At 62.7% G+C, this 18,216-nt stretch carries 17 protein-coding genes and 2 pseudogenes; 13 read left to right on the forward strand and 6 right to left on the reverse strand.

All coding sequences use genetic code 11. The features are described 5' to 3' along the window. Window positions 1–6 precede the first annotated feature (6 nt). Genes OKW41_RS21385 through hydA form a run of 4 tightly spaced genes read left to right on the forward strand, consistent with a single transcriptional unit; the run spans window position 7 to window position 5,777 of the window. Complete coding sequence (locus tag OKW41_RS21385) at window positions 7–1,401, forward strand: NAD(P)-dependent oxidoreductase (RefSeq protein WP_429573876.1); 1,395 nt, start codon at window positions 7–9, stop codon at window positions 1,399–1,401. Between the two features lie 39 nt (window positions 1,402–1,440). Beyond that, window positions 1,441–2,721, forward strand: coding sequence for an NAD-dependent dihydropyrimidine dehydrogenase subunit PreA (preA, locus tag OKW41_RS21390; RefSeq protein WP_429573877.1), 1,281 nt, complete (start codon window positions 1,441–1,443; stop codon window positions 2,719–2,721). Between the two features lie 53 nt (window positions 2,722–2,774). After that, window positions 2,775–4,277: an NCS1 family nucleobase:cation symporter-1 gene (locus tag OKW41_RS21395; RefSeq protein ID WP_429573878.1), complete on the forward strand. Its 1,503-nt coding sequence runs from the start codon at window positions 2,775–2,777 to the stop codon at window positions 4,275–4,277. 42 nt (window positions 4,278–4,319) lie between these two features. Then, window positions 4,320–5,777 carry a dihydropyrimidinase gene (gene hydA, locus OKW41_RS21400; protein WP_429573879.1) on the forward strand — a complete coding sequence of 486 codons (1,458 nt, stop codon included), beginning with the start codon at window positions 4,320–4,322 and terminating at the stop codon, window positions 5,775–5,777. 387 nt (window positions 5,778–6,164) lie between these two features. Here the strand turns inward: hydA and OKW41_RS21405 are convergent, their stop codons facing one another. Then, window positions 6,165–6,365, reverse strand: coding sequence for a type II toxin-antitoxin system RelE/ParE family toxin (locus OKW41_RS21405; RefSeq protein WP_429573880.1), 201 nt, complete (start codon window positions 6,363–6,365; stop codon window positions 6,165–6,167). Between the two features lie 11 nt (window positions 6,366–6,376). Between OKW41_RS21405 and OKW41_RS21410 the strand changes: the two genes are divergently transcribed. After that, window positions 6,377–6,805, forward strand: coding sequence for a Wadjet anti-phage system protein JetD domain-containing protein (locus OKW41_RS21410; RefSeq protein ID WP_429574355.1), 429 nt, complete (start codon window positions 6,377–6,379; stop codon window positions 6,803–6,805). Between the two features lie 162 nt (window positions 6,806–6,967). On the opposite strand, the gene OKW41_RS21415 is transcribed toward OKW41_RS21410, so the two are convergent. Then, window positions 6,968–8,161 (reverse strand): tyrosine-type recombinase/integrase, encoded by a 1,194-nt coding sequence (locus OKW41_RS21415; protein ID WP_429573881.1) that lies wholly within the window; start codon window positions 8,159–8,161, stop codon window positions 6,968–6,970. Window positions 8,162–8,306: 145 nt separating this feature from the next. Here OKW41_RS21415 and OKW41_RS21420 point away from each other — a divergent pair, with 145 nt between their 5' ends. From OKW41_RS21420 to OKW41_RS21435, 4 genes and pseudogenes are all read left to right on the forward strand, one after another. Further along, window positions 8,307–9,365, forward strand: a complete 1,059-nt coding sequence (locus OKW41_RS21420) for a DNA-binding protein (RefSeq protein WP_429573882.1) — start codon at window positions 8,307–8,309, stop codon at window positions 9,363–9,365. Beyond that, window positions 9,355–9,567 carry a hypothetical protein gene (locus OKW41_RS21425; protein ID WP_429573883.1) on the forward strand — a complete coding sequence of 71 codons (213 nt, stop codon included), beginning with the start codon at window positions 9,355–9,357 and terminating at the stop codon, window positions 9,565–9,567. The genes OKW41_RS21420 and OKW41_RS21425 overlap by 11 nt, the downstream gene beginning before the upstream one ends. Window positions 9,568–9,572: 5 nt before the next feature. Further along, window positions 9,573–10,484 carry a hypothetical protein gene (locus OKW41_RS21430; protein WP_429573884.1) on the forward strand — a complete coding sequence of 304 codons (912 nt, stop codon included), beginning with the start codon at window positions 9,573–9,575 and terminating at the stop codon, window positions 10,482–10,484. A gap of 465 nt (window positions 10,485–10,949) precedes the next feature. Further along, window positions 10,950–11,676 (forward strand): annotated as a pseudogene (locus tag OKW41_RS21435) (IS6 family transposase). 53 nt (window positions 11,677–11,729) lie between these two features. Here OKW41_RS21435 and OKW41_RS21440 read toward each other — a convergent pair. The 4 genes and pseudogenes from OKW41_RS21440 to OKW41_RS21455 all read right to left on the reverse strand — a co-directional run. After that, a pseudogene (locus OKW41_RS21440) lies at window positions 11,730–11,975 on the reverse strand (IS6 family transposase); the annotation flags it as partial. Window positions 11,976–12,113: 138 nt separating this feature from the next. Beyond that, a complete protein-coding gene (locus OKW41_RS21445; protein ID WP_429573885.1) occupies window positions 12,114–13,013 on the reverse strand; it encodes a LysR family transcriptional regulator in 900 nt (299 codons plus the stop codon). A gap of 173 nt (window positions 13,014–13,186) precedes the next feature. After that, complete coding sequence (locus OKW41_RS21450) at window positions 13,187–14,107, reverse strand: LysR family transcriptional regulator (protein WP_429573886.1); 921 nt, start codon at window positions 14,105–14,107, stop codon at window positions 13,187–13,189. Window positions 14,108–14,109: 2 nt separating this feature from the next. Further along, entirely contained in the window at window positions 14,110–15,051 is a 942-nt protein-coding gene (locus OKW41_RS21455; RefSeq protein WP_429573887.1) for a LysR family transcriptional regulator, read from the reverse strand. A gap of 153 nt (window positions 15,052–15,204) precedes the next feature. Between OKW41_RS21455 and OKW41_RS21460 the strand changes: the two genes are divergently transcribed. From OKW41_RS21460 to OKW41_RS21475, 4 genes are read left to right on the forward strand one after another with little or no spacing between them, the layout of a single operon-like run. Continuing rightward, window positions 15,205–16,029 (forward strand): ABC transporter substrate-binding protein, encoded by an 825-nt coding sequence (locus OKW41_RS21460; RefSeq protein ID WP_429573888.1) that lies wholly within the window; start codon window positions 15,205–15,207, stop codon window positions 16,027–16,029. A gap of 33 nt (window positions 16,030–16,062) precedes the next feature. Further along, complete coding sequence (locus OKW41_RS21465; RefSeq protein WP_429573889.1) at window positions 16,063–16,761, forward strand: amino acid ABC transporter permease; 699 nt, start codon at window positions 16,063–16,065, stop codon at window positions 16,759–16,761. Window positions 16,762–16,764: 3 nt separating this feature from the next. Then, window positions 16,765–17,502 (forward strand): amino acid ABC transporter permease, encoded by a 738-nt coding sequence (locus OKW41_RS21470; RefSeq protein WP_429573890.1) that lies wholly within the window; start codon window positions 16,765–16,767, stop codon window positions 17,500–17,502. Then, window positions 17,480–18,205, forward strand: a complete 726-nt coding sequence (locus OKW41_RS21475) for an amino acid ABC transporter ATP-binding protein (RefSeq protein ID WP_429573891.1) — start codon at window positions 17,480–17,482, stop codon at window positions 18,203–18,205. The genes OKW41_RS21470 and OKW41_RS21475 overlap by 23 nt, the downstream gene beginning before the upstream one ends. Window positions 18,206–18,216 lie beyond the last annotated feature (11 nt).

Consider the following 18,216-nt stretch of genomic DNA (forward strand, 5'->3'; position numbering starts at 1 on the left):
ATCCGGATGTCCCAGACCACCTCGAATGCCGCCAACGGCATCGCGCCAGGCCGTCTCAGTGCCGAGCAACTGGGCTGCAATTTCGCCGACGTCGCGCCGCCGCTTTCCGCGAATGCGGCCGTGATCGCCGCCGACCGCTGTCATTACTGTTACGACGCGCCTTGCGTGAACGCGTGCCCCACGGGCATCGACATTCCCGGTTTCATCCGCAAGATCGGCAACGGCAATCTCAAGGGCGCGGCGCGCGATATCCTCAGCGCGAACCCGCTAGGCGGCATGTGCGCACGCGTGTGCCCGACCGAGATTCTCTGCGAAGGCGCCTGCGTGAGAAATCATCAGGATGGCGAGCCCGTTCAGATCGGCGCGCTGCAACGTCATGCCACCGACTTCCAGATGGCCCGCGAAGCCGCCGGTGCCCCTGCGCTCTTCAAGCGCGCCAGCGAGACAGGCCGTCATGTTGCCGTGGTCGGCGCGGGTCCCGCGGGTCTCGCCTGCGCGCACACGCTCGCGCTTGCCGGGCATCGCGTGAGCGTCTTCGACGCGCGCGAACATCCGGGCGGCCTGAACGAGTACGGCATAGCGGCGTACAAGACCGTCGACGACTACGCGCAGCGCGAAGTGCGGTGGCTTCTTTCCGTTGGCGGGATAGAACTGCGCCAGGGCCAGCGACTGGGGCATGACGTGACGCTTGTGGAGTTACGCGCGGCGTATGACGCGGTGTTCATCGGCGTGGGCCTTGGCGGCACGCATACGCTCTCCATCGAAGGCGAACTGCTCGACGGCGTGCTCGATGCCGTGGATTTCATCGCGCGCGTGCGCGAGGCCGACGATCTGGCCAGCGTGCCCGTCGGTCGCAAGGTGGTGGTGCTCGGAGGCGGCAATACGGCAATCGACGCCGCCGTGCAAAGCCGCAAGCTGGGCGCGGAGCAAGTGACGCTCGCCTATCGTCGCGGCGCGGCGCAGATGAGCGCCACCTGGGCCGAACTGGAATTCGCGCGTAGCCAGGGTGTGACGCTGGCCGAGTGGATGAAGCCGCTGCGAATCGTCGGCGACACGCAGGTGCGGGCCGTGGAATTCGAGTGCGCCGGGCTCGATATGAGCGGCGCATTGCGCGGCACTGGGGAGATCGTGCGCGTGGAGGCCGATATGGTGCTGAAGGCAATCGGCCAGACGCTCTTACCCGCAGGTCTCGACGGACTGCAACTCACCGGCAACGGCCGGCGCGTCGCAGTGGATGCAAACGGCGCCACCTCGCTCGCGGGCGTTTTCGCTGGCGGCGACTGTGCCGGCCACGGCGCAACCGATCTGACCGTCCAGGCCGTGCAGGACGGCAAGCTCGCTGCGCATGCGATCGACCGCTTCCTTGCGAATCAGTCCGCCAGGGCCGCCCGAGCCGCGTGATAGCTGCACCGAATCCAGATAAAACGAAGGAGTCGCATCATGGCCGACTTGCGCTGCACGATTGCCGGCATTCAATCGCCCAACCCGTTCTGGCTCGCTTCCGCGCCGCCCACCGACAAGGCCTACAACGTCAATCGCGCCTTCGAGGCGGGTTGGGGCGGCGTGGTCTGGAAGACGCTCGGGCTCGACCCGCACGTGGTGAACGTAAGCTCGCGCTATGGCGCCACCACCTGGCGCGGCCAGCGCATCGCGGGTCTGAACAACATCGAGCTCATCACCGACCGGCCGCTCGACGTGAACTTAAAGGAAATCGCGCAGGTGAAGCGGGACTGGCCCGACCGGGCGCTCATCGTCTCGCTGATGGTCCCTTGCAACGAGCACGACTGGAAGTGGATTCTGCCTCAGGTGGAAGACACTGGCGCGGACGCCGTGGAGCTGAACTTCGGCTGTCCGCACGGCATGAGCGAGCGCGGCATGGGCGCGGCGGTGGGTCAGGTGCCCGAGTACATCGAAATGGTCACCCGCTGGGTGAAGGAAGGCACGCGGCTGCCTTGCCTCGTAAAGCTCACACCGAACGTCGCCGACATTCGTCACGGCGCGCGCGCGGCGATGAAGGGTGGTGCGGACGGCGTCTCGCTCATCAATACCATCAACTCGATCGTCGGTGTCGATCTCGACGTCATGGCGCCGCTGCCCACCGTGGACGGCAAGGGCACGCATGGCGGCTATTGCGGTCCTGCCGCGAAGCCCATTGCACTGCACATGGTCGCGGAGATTGCGCGCGACCCGCAAACGCAAGGCTTGCCCATCTCTGGCATCGGGGGCATTTCCGACTGGCGCGACGCCGCGGAATTCATCGTGCTGGGAGCGGGCAGCGTGCAAGTATGCACCGCGGCGATGCACTACGGTTTCCGGATCGTCAGCGGCATGATCGACGGCCTTTCCAACTGGATGGACGACAAAGGGTACGCCAGCCTCGACGCCATTCGCGGCCGCGCCGTGCCGAACGTCACCGACTGGCAATACCTGAACCTCAACTACGACATCAAGGCGCGTATCGATCAGGACCGCTGCATCCAGTGCGGGCTCTGCCATATCGCCTGCGAAGACACCTCGCATCAGGCGATCACCGCCACGCGCGACGGCAAGCGCCACTTCGAGGTGGTCGATGCGAACTGCGTCGGGTGCAATCTATGCATGCATGTTTGCCCGGTCGATCAATGCATCACGATGGAGCGCGTCGATTCGGGCGAGCGCTACGAGAACTGGACCACGCACCCGAACAACCCGGCGCGTGTCGCCGACCCGAAAGCCGCCTGACATTTCGAAGCCGGATCGAGCCGGACCCACGACAAGCACGGAGAACCCACGTCATGAGCCAGCCCTTTGCAGTCGACGCCAATGCGCGCCGCGCCGAAAGCGAGCTATACAACGATGACCTCGCGCCCACCGGCGTTGCGCAGCGCACATGGCGCTGGTATCACTTCGCGGCACTATGGGTAGGCATGGTGATGAACATCGCCTCCTACATGCTCGCCGCCGGCCTCACCGAGCAGGGCATGGCGCCATGGCAGGCCGTGCTAACCGTGCTGCTCGGCAATCTGATCGTGCTCATGCCGATGCTGCTGATCGGTCATGCGGGTACGAAGTACGGCATTCCTTATGCGGTGCTCGTGCGAGCGTCGTTCGGCACCCAGGGCGCGAAGCTGCCAGCCATGCTGCGCGCCGTCGTGGCGTGCGGCTGGTACGGCATTCAATCATGGCTTGGCGGCAGCGCCATCTATACGCTCGTCAACATCCTCACGCACAACGCGCTGGTGGGCGACGCACTGCCGTGGCTCGGCATTTCGATCGGACAGGCTAGCTGCTTCCTCGTCTTCTGGGTGTTCCAGCTGTACTTCATCCTGCACGGCACCGATTCGATCCGCTGGCTCGAAAGCTGGTCCGCGCCCATCAAGGTGGTGATGTGCGCAGTGCTCGTGTGGTGGGCATGTTCGAAGGCAGGCGGCGTGGGCTCGATGCTGTCGCAACCGTCACAGTTCGCCGCCGGCGGCAAGAAGGCGGGCCTCTTCTGGGCGACGTTCTGGCCGAGCCTCACGGCCATGGTGGGCTTCTGGGCCACGCTCGCGCTCAACATTCCCGACTTCACGCGTTTCGCAAAAACGCAAAAAGACCAGTTCGTGGGCCAGGCCATCGGCCTGCCCATTCCGATGGCGTTGCTCTCGGTGGTCTCCGTGGTCGTGACCTCGGCAACGGTTGTGATTTACGGAAGGGCGATCTGGGACCCGATCGACCTCACGAGTCGCATGGAGGGCGTCGGTGTGGGCATCGCGCTCATCATCCTCACACTGGACACGATGTGCTGCAATCTCGCCGCGAATCTCGTCGGGCCAGCTTACGACTTCTCGAGCCTCTGGCCCAAGGGCATCTCGTACAAGACGGGCGGTCTCATCACCGCGGGTATCGCCATCGTGATGATGCCGTGGAAGATCCTTGCCACCACCCAGGGCTACATCTTCACGTGGCTCGTCGGTTATTCGGCGCTGCTTGGGCCTGTGGCCGGCATCCTGATGGTCGACTACTTTCTCGTTCGCAGCACACGCCTCGACACGGCCCAGCTGTTCGAGGAAAACGGCGAATACGCCTACTCGAACGGCTGGAATCCGGCTGCCGTGATCGCGCTGATCGCAGGCGTGCTGCCGAACCTGCCGGGCTTTCTCAATGTCGCGTTCCCGAATGCGTTTGCCACCGTGCCCGATGCGTTCAAAAGCATTTACACCTATGCGTGGTTCGTGGGGCTCGCCATTGCGGCGCTCGTCTATGGCGTGATGATGAAGCTCGGCAAGAGCCGGCGCCCACGTGTTGCGCGCGCGTGAGCGTTTCAAGCGTGAATGTTCAACTGAAGGAGACTTGGCATCATGGCGATCCTGATTCGAGGCGGCACCGTCGTCAATGCAGACAAGAGCTGGCGTGCGGACGTGCTCTGCGAAAACGGCGTGATCCAGAGCGTTGGCGAGAACCTCGACGCGCCTGCGGGCGCGACCGTGGTCGACGCCGGTGGCCAATATGTGATGCCTGGCGGCATCGATCCGCACACGCATATGGAGCTGCCCTTCATGGGCACGACCGCCAGCGACGACTTCTACACGGGCACGGCGGCGGGGCTTGCGGGCGGCACGACATCGATCATCGACTTCGTCATCCCCAACCCGAAGCAACCGCTGATGGACGCCTTTCGCGAGTGGCGCGGCTGGGCAGAGAAAGCCGCTTCTGACTATGGCCTTCACGTGGCGGTGACGTGGTGGGATGAAAGCGTGTATCGGGACATGGGGCTCCTCGTGAACGAGCATGGCGTATCGAGCTTCAAGCACTTCATGGCCTACAAGAACGCCATCATGGCCGACGACGAGATTCTCGTGAACAGCTTTGCGCGCTCACTCGAACTGGGCGCGCTGCCTACCGTGCATGCGGAAAACGGCGAGCTCGTATTCCAGTTGCAACGCCAGTTGCTTGCGCGCGGTTTCACGGGGCCCGAGGCGCATCCGCTTTCACGGCCACCCGAAGTCGAAGGCGAGGCAGCGAATCGCGCCATCCGCATCGCGCAGGTGCTCGGAGTGCCGGTGTACATCGTGCATGTCTCGGCGAAAGACGCGCTCGAGGCGATCGCGCGCGCACGCGGCGAAGGGCAGCGCGTATTCGGCGAAGTGCTCGCGGGGCATCTCGTGATCGATGAGTCGGTCTATCGCGACCCGGACTGGACGCGCGCCGCCGCCCACGTGATGAGTCCGCCGTTCCGTACCCAGGAGCATCGCGACGCGCTCTGGCGCGGGCTTCAGGGCGGCCTGCTGCACACCACCGCAACCGACCACTGCGTGTTCTGCGCTTCGCAGAAAGCCATGGGCCGCCATGATTTCACGAGAATTCCGAATGGTTGCGGCGGCGTGGAAGATCGCATGGCGGTGTTGTGGGATCAAGGTGTGAACACCGGCCGGCTCACGCCGAACGAATTTGTGCGCGTCACTTCCACCAATGCGGCGCAAATCTTCAACCTGTACCCGCGCAAGGGCACGGTGGCCGTGGGTGCCGACGCCGATCTCGTCGTCTGGGATCCCGAGGCCACGCGCGCGATATCGGTCAAGACGCATCATCAGAACGTGGACTTCAACGTGTTCGAAGGGATGACGGTTCGCGGCGTGCCGACACACACCGTCTCACAAGGCGAACTCGTGTGGGCGGACGGCGACCTGCGCGCGCGGCGCGGAGCCGGGCGTTATCTGAAGCGGCCCGCGAATCCCGGCTATCTGCAGGCCTCGCGCCTCGCGAAGAGCCTGAAGCAGACGCAGCCGGTACATCGCGAAGGTGACGCACCACAATAAACACGGCAACGCGTGGAGGCATTGCAGGGGATATCGGGGGCTCGACGCGACAGGATTCGCGTTGCGCCCCGGTAGTTCGAGTGCAAACCGGTCGGCGCTTTTTATCTGCGTCGGAGTTCGCCATTGAGCGATCAGATACAAGAAAAGCGCGAGCCGGGGTGCGGTCATGGTTGAATGAGTAATCCGTATCTCACAATTAGTGTTTCCCGCGTTCGATTGTCGAGGGAAGGCCCTTAGCCGGAGAGAATGCTGATTAACATACCCGTTGCACGCGCGCTGCATGTGCTGGACATTTTCGGGTTTCGCACGGGTCCGGAGGCTTCCTGAGTCGGGCGCGCAGCGCGCGCATGTAATGCGTGTGAAACGCAAGGCGGCCGTCCTGACGCGTTACATCAGCCGAAGCACGATTCTCTGGAGGAGGGAGGGCAGGTCGCGTCGAGCGTCGACCACGAGAAGAACGAACACGGTCTCGTCGCGGACCTGATAAATGATCCGGTTCTTGCCGGAAAGGCCTTGCCGGAAACCGTCCTCGAAGAAGCCCTCAAGCTCGGCAGGCGCATGACCGCTACGGTGCTTTTCCGGCAGCAACTATCCTCGGTATTGAAGGAACACCGGAAGTCGTGCTGACAATCGAAAACCAGACGACGTTTCATAGCGAGGCCAGGCGTCGCACAAACGATAATGTGCTGCTAATTTACACGGCGGGCATGCCGTCCCCGTCTTGGCGCGCGATGTTTGCGCGCGTGCTTGCCGGCTTGCCACGAGGCGTGCCGGTGCTGCACTGGGGCGACGTGGATGAGGGAGGGTTTCGCATCGCAGCCAATATTGCAGAAACGGCGCGCGGCGTCGGACATGAGCTTCGCCCCTTCAGGATGAGTCCGGAAGATATACCGGAGGATCGTCGCCGCCCCGCCGCAGACAAGCAGGTGGTGCGGATGAGCGCCTTTGCAGCGAGCGCCGGTTGGACCGATCTGGCGCTCCTGCTCGCGGAGTCAGAATTTACCGCAGAACAGGAAGTACTCGACTGACCAGTTGTGGCGCTTTTCTAAAAACACGAGCGATCACATACTTCAGCCCGACGGTCGATTGCGGCCTTTACCGCGACGCGGCAGGTGATCGCGGGGGCCCCGACCGCGGCAGGTACATTCTGCGTTCTGCCAGACCCGGAGCCGCGTTACCCCACGACGGCTTCACCATCCGATCCGATGCTTTTCTTCAGTTTCGCGGTGACGCCGATCGTCGTCCACGTGGAGGTACTGACTTGTCGTCGTTAGGGATGTGTGACCGAGATTGTCACGGACCAACCGGAGATCGACCAGCTGATCGGCCATGTGGGAGCCCGCGCTGTGCCTCAGCCAGTGGGCTGATGCCTGTTCAAGGCGCTTCGCCCGCTCTTCATTCGAATTGCCGCTCGCTCGCAAGCTATGCGCTGCGCTCGAAAAAACCCGTTTGACGATGGTGTGGAGCGCAGAGCGGGTCAACGGCTTGCGCACCTCGCCGACAGGAAGCACCAGTGGCGTGTTTTCACCGGCCAAGGGGAGGTCGGGGAGATTCTGCGCGCGGCGGTAGCGGGTGAGTTCCCCCATCATTTCGGCAGTGGCCGGCACCAGCCGCTCGCGGCCACCCTTGCCGGTCACCGCGAGCCACCAGCGATCGCGTCCGGCCGCATCGCGCCGGCTGAAAAACTGTCCCATTGTGTTGGCGCTGACCTCAGTGATGCGCAGGCCGCCCAGATAGAGAAGCGTAAAGAGCCATCGCACCCGCGCATGGTGAAACCGCTCACGCTCTGTCTCGTGCGGCATCGACACGATGTACGCCTTGACCTCCTGCCACAACTCCGGCTCGAGGTAACGGGTGATCCGCGGCGGTGCCTTGCGCGCCCGCTGGCGCGACAGGGAGAGCGGATTGCCGGCAAGATATCCCGCCTGCACCAGCCACGCGAACATCACGTTCAGGATCACCATCGCCTGCCGCTGGCTGGCAGGAGAGAGGGGCCCATGGAACGGGCGCCAGCGGCCATCGGTTCGCGGATGTTTCCGGCCGCTCCCGGCGATCCAGACGGCCGACGGTTGTGGATCGGCGAGGAAGTACTGATAGACCAGCAGGTCTTCGTGGGTGAGCGAGGAGAGTGGTTTGCCTAACTGGACGATCGACCAGAGCAGCAGACGTTCGGCTTCCTTGCGGTAGTTCTCGAACGTAGTTTTCGTATCGGTGAAACGCGCCAGCCACGCGCGGAGCGCGTCGAGGTCATTGGTCGCGGCAATCTGCGCCTGGCGCCCGGTGGCCCGGTTTACGCCGTCACGCCCATCCAGTGCGACAGGGATATCCAGCGCGTCTAGCGGCTTGGGCACAACGGCAACGGGCGGGATGGCGGAACCGGACATGAGAAAGGTGAGACTAGGCAGGCGACAGATTTCGGCTCGAGATTTTCAACATTATAGCCGTAATGTCAAAATAGGCGGGCCAATCCATTAGATATAGGGCGGTTTACGTTGTATTATTTATCCGATTCCACCCCAGCATGCTTCCATGGCCGACGCCCTCCCTGACGAAACCCGTCTCGCCGCTGAAATCGACCGCCTGAAGGCCGCATTCCCGAAGACCCGCGAGCTGTACCGCGAGGTCTGCGCGCTACTGTTCTTCCGCTTCGGGATCACGCCGACCGCGAACCGGCTTTATCAGCTGGTGAAGCGGGGCAGCATGAGCACGCCGACCCAGGTGCTCGGTGAATTCTGGGCCGAACTGCGCGAAAAGAGCCGGGTGCGCATCGACCACCCGGACCTGCCCGCCGATCTGGGGCCGGCTGCCGGCGAACTGGTGGCGGCGCTCTGGACCCGCGCAACCGCCGCTGCCGAAGCCGCGCTCGACGCGCTGCGCGACGAGGTCGAGACGCAACGCGTTGAGGCGCAACGGTCGGTCGTTGCTGCCCGCGACGAACTGGGTCGCACCGAGACCGCGCTCGAACAGCGCACGGCGGCGCTCCTTGCCGCGCAGGTCGAGGGGCGCGAACTGGAAAAGGCGCAGGCCGAGGGCCACGCGGCGCGGCAGGCGTGCGAGGCCGAGGTCGTCCGGCTCAAGGCCGAGGCGCGCGTGCGCGACCGTGAACTGGACAAGGTGCGCGAAGGTTTCTCGCGGGATCTCGAGAAGCTGCGCGAGAGCGCGGAACGCGCCGAAGAGCGCCTGCGAGCGTCGGAAAAGCGCGCGCTGCTGGAGATCGACCGCGAGCGGGGTGCGGCCGCGAAGCTGCAGAAGGAGCTCGATGCCGCCGTCAAGCGGGCCGACAGTCGCGGGGCGGACCATCACCGGGCGGTCGAGGCGCTGCAGGCGCAGCTCGGGGACGTGCGTCACCAGGCGGGCGTGCTGCAGGGACGGCTTGATGCCGTGCTGGCCACGAATGTCACGCTGCAGCAACAGCTGGCGGCACTGCGGCAGGCGGATACACGCGACGCCCGCCCAGCCCGCGCGAAGTCCGCCTCCACTGCGGCGCGGCCGGTGGCGACACGCCCTTCACGCGCGCCGCGTGTCGCGCCCGCGCCAGCCAGCCAGACCGTAGTGCACCGCAAGCGGGGAAAGAGGGATGGAAAATAGAACCCGCCCGCGCAGGAGACGGAAGGCCCCGGTCTGTCCGCCGATCGGCGCGCTGATGCGCTATGGCGAGCGGACCGTGCGCGTGATCGCCGAAGCGAGCGGCCAGCGCGTGATCATCGAGTCGGTGCACGAAGACGGCAGTACCTTCCGCAGCACCGTGAAGTGGGCTAATCTGGCCGCTCTTCACGATCAGCTCTTCTGAGCGGGATGAACATGCAGCAGCCCACCATTCAGCAGCTCGACATCTTCGCCGACAGCCGTGACGTGATGTTGCGCAACGACGTGCTGGAGCCGTTGCAGCGGCGGGATGTGGCGGCCGCGCGAACGGCACTGGCGCAGCTCGCCGCCGAATACCCGGACGATGGCGCGCTGCCCGCGATGACCGTGCTGGTTCGTGAGCTGGAACGCGGATCCCCCACGCCCTTTTCTGATCACGAGTCGCTGGCCAGCGCACGCCGGCACCTGGAGGACGAGGTCGTACTTGCCGCCTGGCGGGTGCTGCCCCCGCACACCGTTTCCGCATGGCTCGCACCGTGCTGGCGATCGCTCGCCCGGCAGGCCGCAACCCTTCCATTTCAGAGCGCCGATGCCGACAGCCACGCCGCGCCGCTGTGGCTGCTGGCGGCCGCCTGGGCCGCCGCCAGCGAAGCGGTCGAGGCCATTGAGTCCTGGTGGCGCATGCCGGCACCGCTCGCGTGGAGGACCGAGGCACGCTACCGGGCGGCCGGCCTGGATGCGGCGTGGCCGTTGCTCGCGCAGCTGACTTGGCTGGCGCCGGCGAGGTTCGTGGCGTTGTTGCCCACCTTGGGTGATGCTTCGCTGGACGCGCTGCGCCGGCGCTTCGATGCCGAATTCCCTGGCACCGGCGAAGTGGACGATTACGCCTGGTTCCCGGCCTGGCTGCTGCTGGTGAAGCCGGCGCTCGCCGGCAGGTTAGGTGAGGCGCGCGTACAGCGTGACCAGGCGGCATGGCGCGCGACGGCCCTGCTCGGAGAGATCCGGCGCCGGGAGCACGAAGGCGACCAGCATGAACTCATCGGGCTGCGCCAGGAGCTCAGCCGGCTGCATGCGGGCCTGTTCGACACCTACATGGCGACACGGAAAGTGCAGCACCGTTGATCGGTGAGCGAGGCCGCGAGTGGTCACATCGGGCAGTCGTCCTGCAATCATTCGCGAGATGCGACTCGGGGGCGGACGGTTCGCCCGGGCGAGGAGACGGCCGCGAGGCCGAACAGGTATCCGTAATTGTCTCCGCACTGCGGAGACAATCCGTACGCTCGCCGGCGCAAGCCCCGGTGACGGGTTTGAAGACAGATCGGGCCGTCCGCGGGTAGTTTTAACGCGGCGGTAGCCTAATGGCCGGGTCTCACGATGCGTTTTTCGCGAAAGCATCTTCACGGATTGGCGTGCGGGCACCCTTGAGAGGGATGGGGCGTTTGCGCATCGACATAGCGTCGGCAACTCTTCCTGCTCCGCCGACACCGTAATCAGACCGGGCGCGGATTATCATTTCCCCGTCGACGCGGTGCGAGTCCTGCGTGTGGCACTGTCAGGTTAATGGGGAGGCGACGGTAGAATGAAGTGATGAAGAAGACAAAATCGCTTTATCACGGCCACCGTTTCCCTGCCGTGGTCATCAGCTGCGCGGTTCGCCTTCCGGTTCAGCCTGAGCCTGCGCGACATCGAGGAGCTGTTGCTCGAGCGTGGTGTCGTGGTCACGTACGAAACGATCCGTTGCTGGTGCGACAAGTTGGGCGCTCGATTCGCACAGTGCGCCAAAGCGGCGCGACGCAAGCCAGCGAGCATATGGCATCCGGACGAGATGTTCGTGACGCTGCGCGGCGAGCCGTATGTGTTGTGGCGAGCGGTCGACGAGCATGGTGCCGAACTCGACGTGCTGGTGCAAAAGCGGCGCGACAAGGCTGCGGCAAAGCGCTTCTTCCGGCGGGTGCTGCGTTCAAACCCGGTGCCGCGCAAGATCGTTACCGACCAGCTGCGCAGCTATCCGGCGGCGAAGGCTGAAATTCCGGAACTCGCTCATGTGAAGCACGTTTTTGTCAAAGCGGCTGCACGCGTGAACAACCGTGCCGAGAACAGCCACCAGCCGACCCGCAGGCGCGAACGCCAGATGTGCGGCTTTCGCGATGCGCGTCGCACGCAGGCATTCCTCTCATGCTTCGGACCGATACGGCAGCACTGCGCGTTGCCCAGACATCAAATGAACGCGGCATGGCATCGTGCCGTACTCAAAGAACGCTTCGCCACATGGCATGGTTGGACTGTTATTGCCGCAGTCGAGGAAGTTATCTGATAAGGATAACTACGCTTTGGCTACGTAGGTAGCCTACGCCCACCAAGTTGACAGAGCCTGTCCAGATGCCATATGCTCGCTGGCTTGCGTCGCGCCGCTTTGGCGCACTGTGCGAATCGAGCGCCGAACTTGTCGCACCAGCAACGGATCGTTTCGTACGTGACCACGACACCACGCTCGAGCAACAGCTCCTCGATGTCGCGCAGGCTCAGGCTGAACCGGAAATACCAGCGAACCGCGCAGCTGATGACCACGGCAGGGAAACGGTGGCCGTGATAAAGCGATTTTGTCTTCTTCATCACTTCATTCTACCGTCGCCTCCCCATTAACCTTACAGTGCCGTGACGACCGCGTTATGCTGGGAATCGCTCAAGGTGAGCTTAACCAGCGCCTGCCGATAGGGGTGAGAGACGCGCGGAAATGGCGCGCCGCGGCGATTAGTCGGGAATGAGCAAACGGCTGCGCGTGAGCACATCTTTCGCGAGTTTCACAATGGTGTCCATGCCGCCATGGCGCTCGTCCTGATAGGCCACGTAAAAGGCCTGCTGTATAACGGGCCGTTCGGTGTTGAGCACATGAATCAGTCCGCCCTCGAGCTCCGCGCGCATGATCGCCGGAGACAGCACCGCCGCAGCATGCCCCGCCGCGACGAGCCGCAACATGGTAGACAGGGAGTTGCACGAGCTGATGTTTTCCGGCGTACAGCCGGCGTTGCGAAACCAGTTCATGACGAGCGAATGGTTCGACGACGGCTGCGAGACGGTAATGATCGGAACAGGCGCAAGCGTGAGAGGCGTGACAACGCGATCAGGCACGAGTAGCGGCGACGCAACCCAGTGGAGATCGGTATGACCGATTGCCGTCTCCACGACGTTCGGAGCATCGGTGGAATCGTTCAGTATTGCGACGTCGAGTTCGCGAGCGCCGAGCTTGCGACCAAGCGTTACGCCGACGTCGATGGTGAGCTCGATTTTCATCTGCGGATAGCGCGTCTTCATATGCGTGAGCAACTCCGCAAGTCCCGCCTGAGCAATGGACTCGTTCGCGCCAAGACGCAGCAGCCCTTGCATGGGGTCGCGGCGCTTGCCGATACATTCGAGTTTGTCCGCGAGCTTGAGCATTTGCTCCGCGTTGGCGAGTGCGTCGCGGCCCGCCAGCGTCAGTTCGGAGCGGCTCCGGCTGCGCTCGAATAGCCGCACGCCGAGGTGCTCTTCGAACTCCTGGATGCGCGCGGAGATGGTGGGTTGCGTGAGATGCTGGTGACGTGCGGCCGCGTGAAATCCGCCGAGTCGCGCAACCCAGTAAAAGGTTTCGATTTGCTGCAAGGAAATGCGCATGACTATATTTGCTGTCCGCTAGCCTTCACTAAATCGTATTATTATCTCCGTCAATTTTGCTTCGATATAGTGATTTCGCGGAACCGGCCATCGTTTTCCGGTGCCGGCGTGGTGCGGGGCACAGGTCCGGGTCATATAAGCGATCCTGATCGTGTCGGAACTTGCGCGTCCTGTCATCTTTCGCGCGACAGCGCCGGCGCTTGTTCGTCTGAACTGAAGTGGCAGCAACGCCGTGCAACGTCCGCGACCGTATGCCCTAGCGCGGAATGTGACTGCTTAAGGAAAATCGCGTCATAGCGAACCAGCGGCGCGGGCGGGGCGGTAGTCACGATTTGCATCAGGCGGTCCTGGATTTGCTGCCTGAAAAGATCGACCGGCAGTAAGCTCACGCCAACTCCAGCCGCCACGAGGCCTCCCACCGCGACCGCGTTATTGCCGCCGCAAATACGCTGGGGATCGACGCCCGCCCTCTCGAAGGCCCTTGAACTCATGATCGTAATGACGGATACGGGAATCTGCTCAATGACTGGACGGGTGGCCAGTTCGCGCAGCGGCACCCTGCGCTTGCTGCTGAACTCGCCGGGACGGCAGAACCAGGCGAAGCGGGCGCTCCCGAGCGGTACTCGCGCGACCGATGCGGGTACCTCCGGTTCGGGCAGGATCGCGAGGTCGAGGCGTCCATCGATCACCTGCTCCTGCAGCGGCCCGGACATGTCGACATGGGGTTGCAGGATGACATTTGGAAAAAACTCGCGCATCTCCTGCAGAAACGCCGGGAACCAGGTCAACGCAACCAGTTCAGTCAGACCGATGTGCAGCACACGGGCCCTATGCCGGTCGGCGTCCTGCGAGGCCTGCAGCCGCCCAATGCTATCCAGCAAGCCCTCGCACAGCGCGAATATCTCGTTCCCTTTCGCGGATAGCCTCGCTTTCTTGCCGCCGCGTTCGAACAAAGGTGCCGCGGACCTGGCTTCGACATCCTGCAGGCGCTTGGTCGCCGCGGACTGCGTGATATGGAGCTTGTCGGCTGCGCGCTGGACAGTACCGAGCTTCGCTATCCAGTAGAACGTCTCAATCTGTTTGACAGTCAGCATTGCTATTCAGCTTCTCTTGGCAACGGTGCGCCGGCGTCCTGATAGCGCGTCGCGTAGTTGCACGTTGCGCGCGCGAGCGCAATGACCTTGCGGTGAAACGGCGTCAGCGCGTCGTGCCGCGCGACGGCGACGTAACGCACGGGTGGGATCGCGGGCGCCACATGGACTTCGAACAACATGCCCAGCGTAACGAGCTCGCGCGAAATGGCTTTCGGCAGACAGGCGATACCCAGCCCGGCGCTCGCCATGCCACCCAGCGCCGCGAAGCTGTTGCAGGTCAGGATGCTGCGCGGTCGCACGCCATTACGCTCGAGCCATTTGCTCATCACATGTCCGACCGCCGAATCGGTAGACTGCGAAAGCAACGTCAACTGACCGAGCTCGGACACGGCGAGCCTGCGCCGCTTCATGCTGAACGTGGGACTGCAGAACCAGCCGTTACGCACGTTGGCGAGCGGGAATCTCAACATGTCCGTCCAGCGAGGCGTATCGGGCACGATGGCCAGATCCAGCTGCGCCAGTCTGAGCTTTTCGTAGAGTTCCGCAGCGACGCCGCCCACCTCCAACTCGACGTTCACCAGCGGGAAAGTAGAGCGCAGTGCATCGATGAAGCGCGGCAACCAGGTGAGTGCCGCGAGTTCGGTCACGCCCAGCCTCAACGAACGCCGGAGTACCTTTTCGCTCGCATACTGGCTCAACAGATAGTCGCGTTGCTGAAGAATCGCGCGCGCTTGAGAGAGTACCTCGAGGCCGTCGACGGTCAGCCGTGCCGATCGCGAAACGCGGTCGAATAGCGGCTTCGGGAATTGCCCCTGCAGTTCGCGAACATGGCGCGACACACCGGACTGAACGCTGCCGAGTTTGCGCCCGGCCGCCTCGAACGAACCCATGTCCGCGATTGCAACCAGTGCCTCGAGTTGCAGAAAAGTAATCTGATGTGCCACGCAGCCCCTCTCGAATCCATCTGATTTCGGAATGAACAATTATGCATAAATATCTCTTTGTTTGCGTTTATTTTCCGCCAAGAATACGACCTCCATGTCATCCGCAATGCAGGTCGACGTTGTGTGATGAAGCACGCTGTCTACGGAGATCGCATGAAATTGTCTAACAAACTCACCGCCACATTGCTTGTACTCACCCTCGCTCTGCTGGCGGGCTCCGCCCGGGCGGATCAGCTCGCGGACATCAAGACGCGCGGAACGCTGGTGTGCGGTGTATTGGCCAATTTCGAGCCATTCGGCTTCCAAGATCCGGCGTCGCGAGAAATCGTCGGTTACGACGTGGACTACTGCAAGGGCGTTGCGAAGATGCTGGGCGTCAAGCCCGTGTTGCAGGTGGTGTCTATGGAAGCACGCATCCCCGAACTGCTGCAAGGCCGCGTCGATGTGCTCGCCGCGGTGCTCGGCTACTCGCCGGCGCGCGCGGGGCAACTCGCATTCACCCATCAGTACTATGTGGCCAGACAGATCATCGCCGTGAAGACCGGCGGCCCGTTCAAGGTCCGGGACGACCTCGACGGCAAGCGCGTGAGTACGATCAAAGGCTCCAGCAATATCGCCATCATGGGGCAGGTCATGCCGAGCGTGCAGCTCGTCAGCTATGACGACTCGCCGTCCGCTTTTCTGGCCATGGTGCAAGGTAAGGTCAACGGTTTTGTCGTCTCCGAACCCATCATGCACCGCTTTGCAGCCAAACTCGGTCATGACACCAACGTTGCAGCGCTGTCGCCGCCGGTGGGCCTGGAGTACTGGGGGCTCGGGATCAGGAAGGGCGAGCCGGCATTGCTCGACGCGGTGAACAACGCGCTGGACGGTATGGAGAAATCCGGCGAAGCCCAGCAGATATTCGACAAGTGGCTTGGGCCCAACACCATTTATCAGATGCATCGCGAATTCAGGATTGGGGCGATCAAACGCTGACCTTCGGGCCGTTCTGTGTGATGGGGATTGCTCATGCTGTTACATCTCGACTTTTCGAGCCTATTTCAGGCTCCGAATCTGAAAAACCTCATGTTGGGCGTGCAGTTAACTGTGCTGCTCACGCTGACCAGCTGGCTACTCGCGGTTGCGCTCGGAACGGTGATGGCGACGCTGCGCACGATGGGTAACCCGATCATCGAGAGGCTGGTCGCTGGCTACGTTGCCTACCACCAGAACGTGCCAATGCTCGCGCAACTGTTCCTCTGGTACTTCGGATTTCCGACGCTACTGCCCGACAGCACGCAACAATGGATCAATGCGCATGGAGGTGAATTCATCTTCGCGTCGATTGCCATTGGCCTGTGCATGGCGGCGTACTACTCGGAGGACATTAGAAGCGGCCTGCGGGCGGTATCGACAGGTCAACACGAGGCAGCCCGCTCGCTGGGTTTGAGCTTTGCAAAGTCGATGCGATACGTAATCCTGCCCCAAAGCTTCCGCATCGCAATGCCGCCGTTCATTAACCATACGGTGGTGCTCTTCAAGAACACCAGCCTTGCGATGGCGATCGGCGTTGCGGAGCTGACATATACGGTGCGCGACATCGAGAACCGTACTTTTCAAACCTTTGAAATCTATCTCGTTGGAACGGTCATCTACCTGGCCATTTCATTGGGCGTGATGGGTGTCGGAGCAGTGATTACGCGCCACACACGTATCCTGGCGAAATAAGCGATGCTCGACATACTCACCAACAATGCGCATTTCCTGCTGCTCGGGCCATATCCGAATGGGCCGATTGGCGGTCTCGCGCTCACGCTGATTCTCGCGCTGCTCGGTCTCGCTTTTGCCTTTCCGCTCGGCTTGCTGCTGGCGTTGTGCCGGGTTTCGCCCTACAGGTTGCTGAGTGCTCCTGCCGTGGTGATCGTCTGTATCGTGCGCGGTGTGCCGCTCGTGATGCTGGTGTTCTGGAGTTATTTCCTCGTGCCGGAGTTGATCGGCCATATCGTCAGCGCGTTCACGACCCTGGTCGTCACACTGGTGATCTATCAGGCGACTTACCTGAGCGAGATTGTCCGTGCGGGTATTGAGTCGTTGCCCAAAGGCCAGGCCGAATCCGCGCGCTCGCTCGGGCTGAGCTACGCATCGACGATGCGCCACGTGATTCTGCCGCAGGCGCTGTACAACATGCTGCCGAGCATTCTCAGCCAATGCGTTTCGACGGTGAAGGACACGTCGATCGGTTATGTAATCAGTGTTCAGGAACTGACGTTTTCGGCCCAACAGATTAACGCCAGCCTTCTCACGCAGCCGTTTCAGGTCTTTCTGGTACTCGCGCTGGTTTATTTCGCGGTGTGTTACACGTTCACCCGATGGGTGCAGGTGGTCGAACAGCGTATTTCGCACCGGCGCGCTTCGGGCAAGATGCCAAATGTCAGGAGCTTCATCAATGATTCAGTTGTCCAGAGTTAATAAGTGGTATGGCGAGTATCAGGCGCTGGTCGACGTAACCGCCGAGGTGAAGCGAGGCGAGGTGGTGGTCGTGTGCGGCCCTTCGGGGTCGGGCAAGTCGACGCTGATCCGTACCATCAACCGCCTCGAGGCGATTCAGGGAGGCGAGATCACGGTCGACGGAACGAGCGTCCATCAGGCCGGGATGAATCTGAACCAGTTTCGCAGTCGTGTCGGCTTCGTGTTTCAGCAGTTCAACCTGTTTCCTCATCTGTCAGCACTCGACAACGTGTGCCTCGCGCCGACGAAGGCGGCGGGAAAGAGCCGCGCGGAGGCGAAACGGCAGGCATTGGCATTGCTCGATCGCGTGGGACTGGCCAGCAAGGCGACCTCATATCCGCAGCAGTTGTCGGGAGGGCAGCAGCAACGTGTCGCGATCGCACGTGCGTTGGCTATGGAACCGCCAGTGATGCTGTTCGACGAGCCGACGAGCGCGCTCGATCCGGAGATGGTTGGCGAAGTGCTCAACGTCATGAAGTCGCTTGCCAAAGACGGCATGACGATGATGTGCGTGACCCACGAGATGGGATTCGCGCGCGAGGTGAGCGACAGCGTATGGTTCATGGATCGCGGCGCAATTCTCGAAGTAGCCGACCCGCAAACGTTCTTTCGGTCGCCACAACACCCGCGCGCGCAGGCATTCCTTTCTGACTTGCGCCACTAGCCACTGTCATC

The sequence above is a fragment of the Paraburkholderia sp. UCT70 genome (assembly GCF_050434085.1).
Taxonomy (GTDB): Bacteria; Pseudomonadota; Gammaproteobacteria; order Burkholderiales; family Burkholderiaceae; genus Paraburkholderia; species Paraburkholderia tuberum.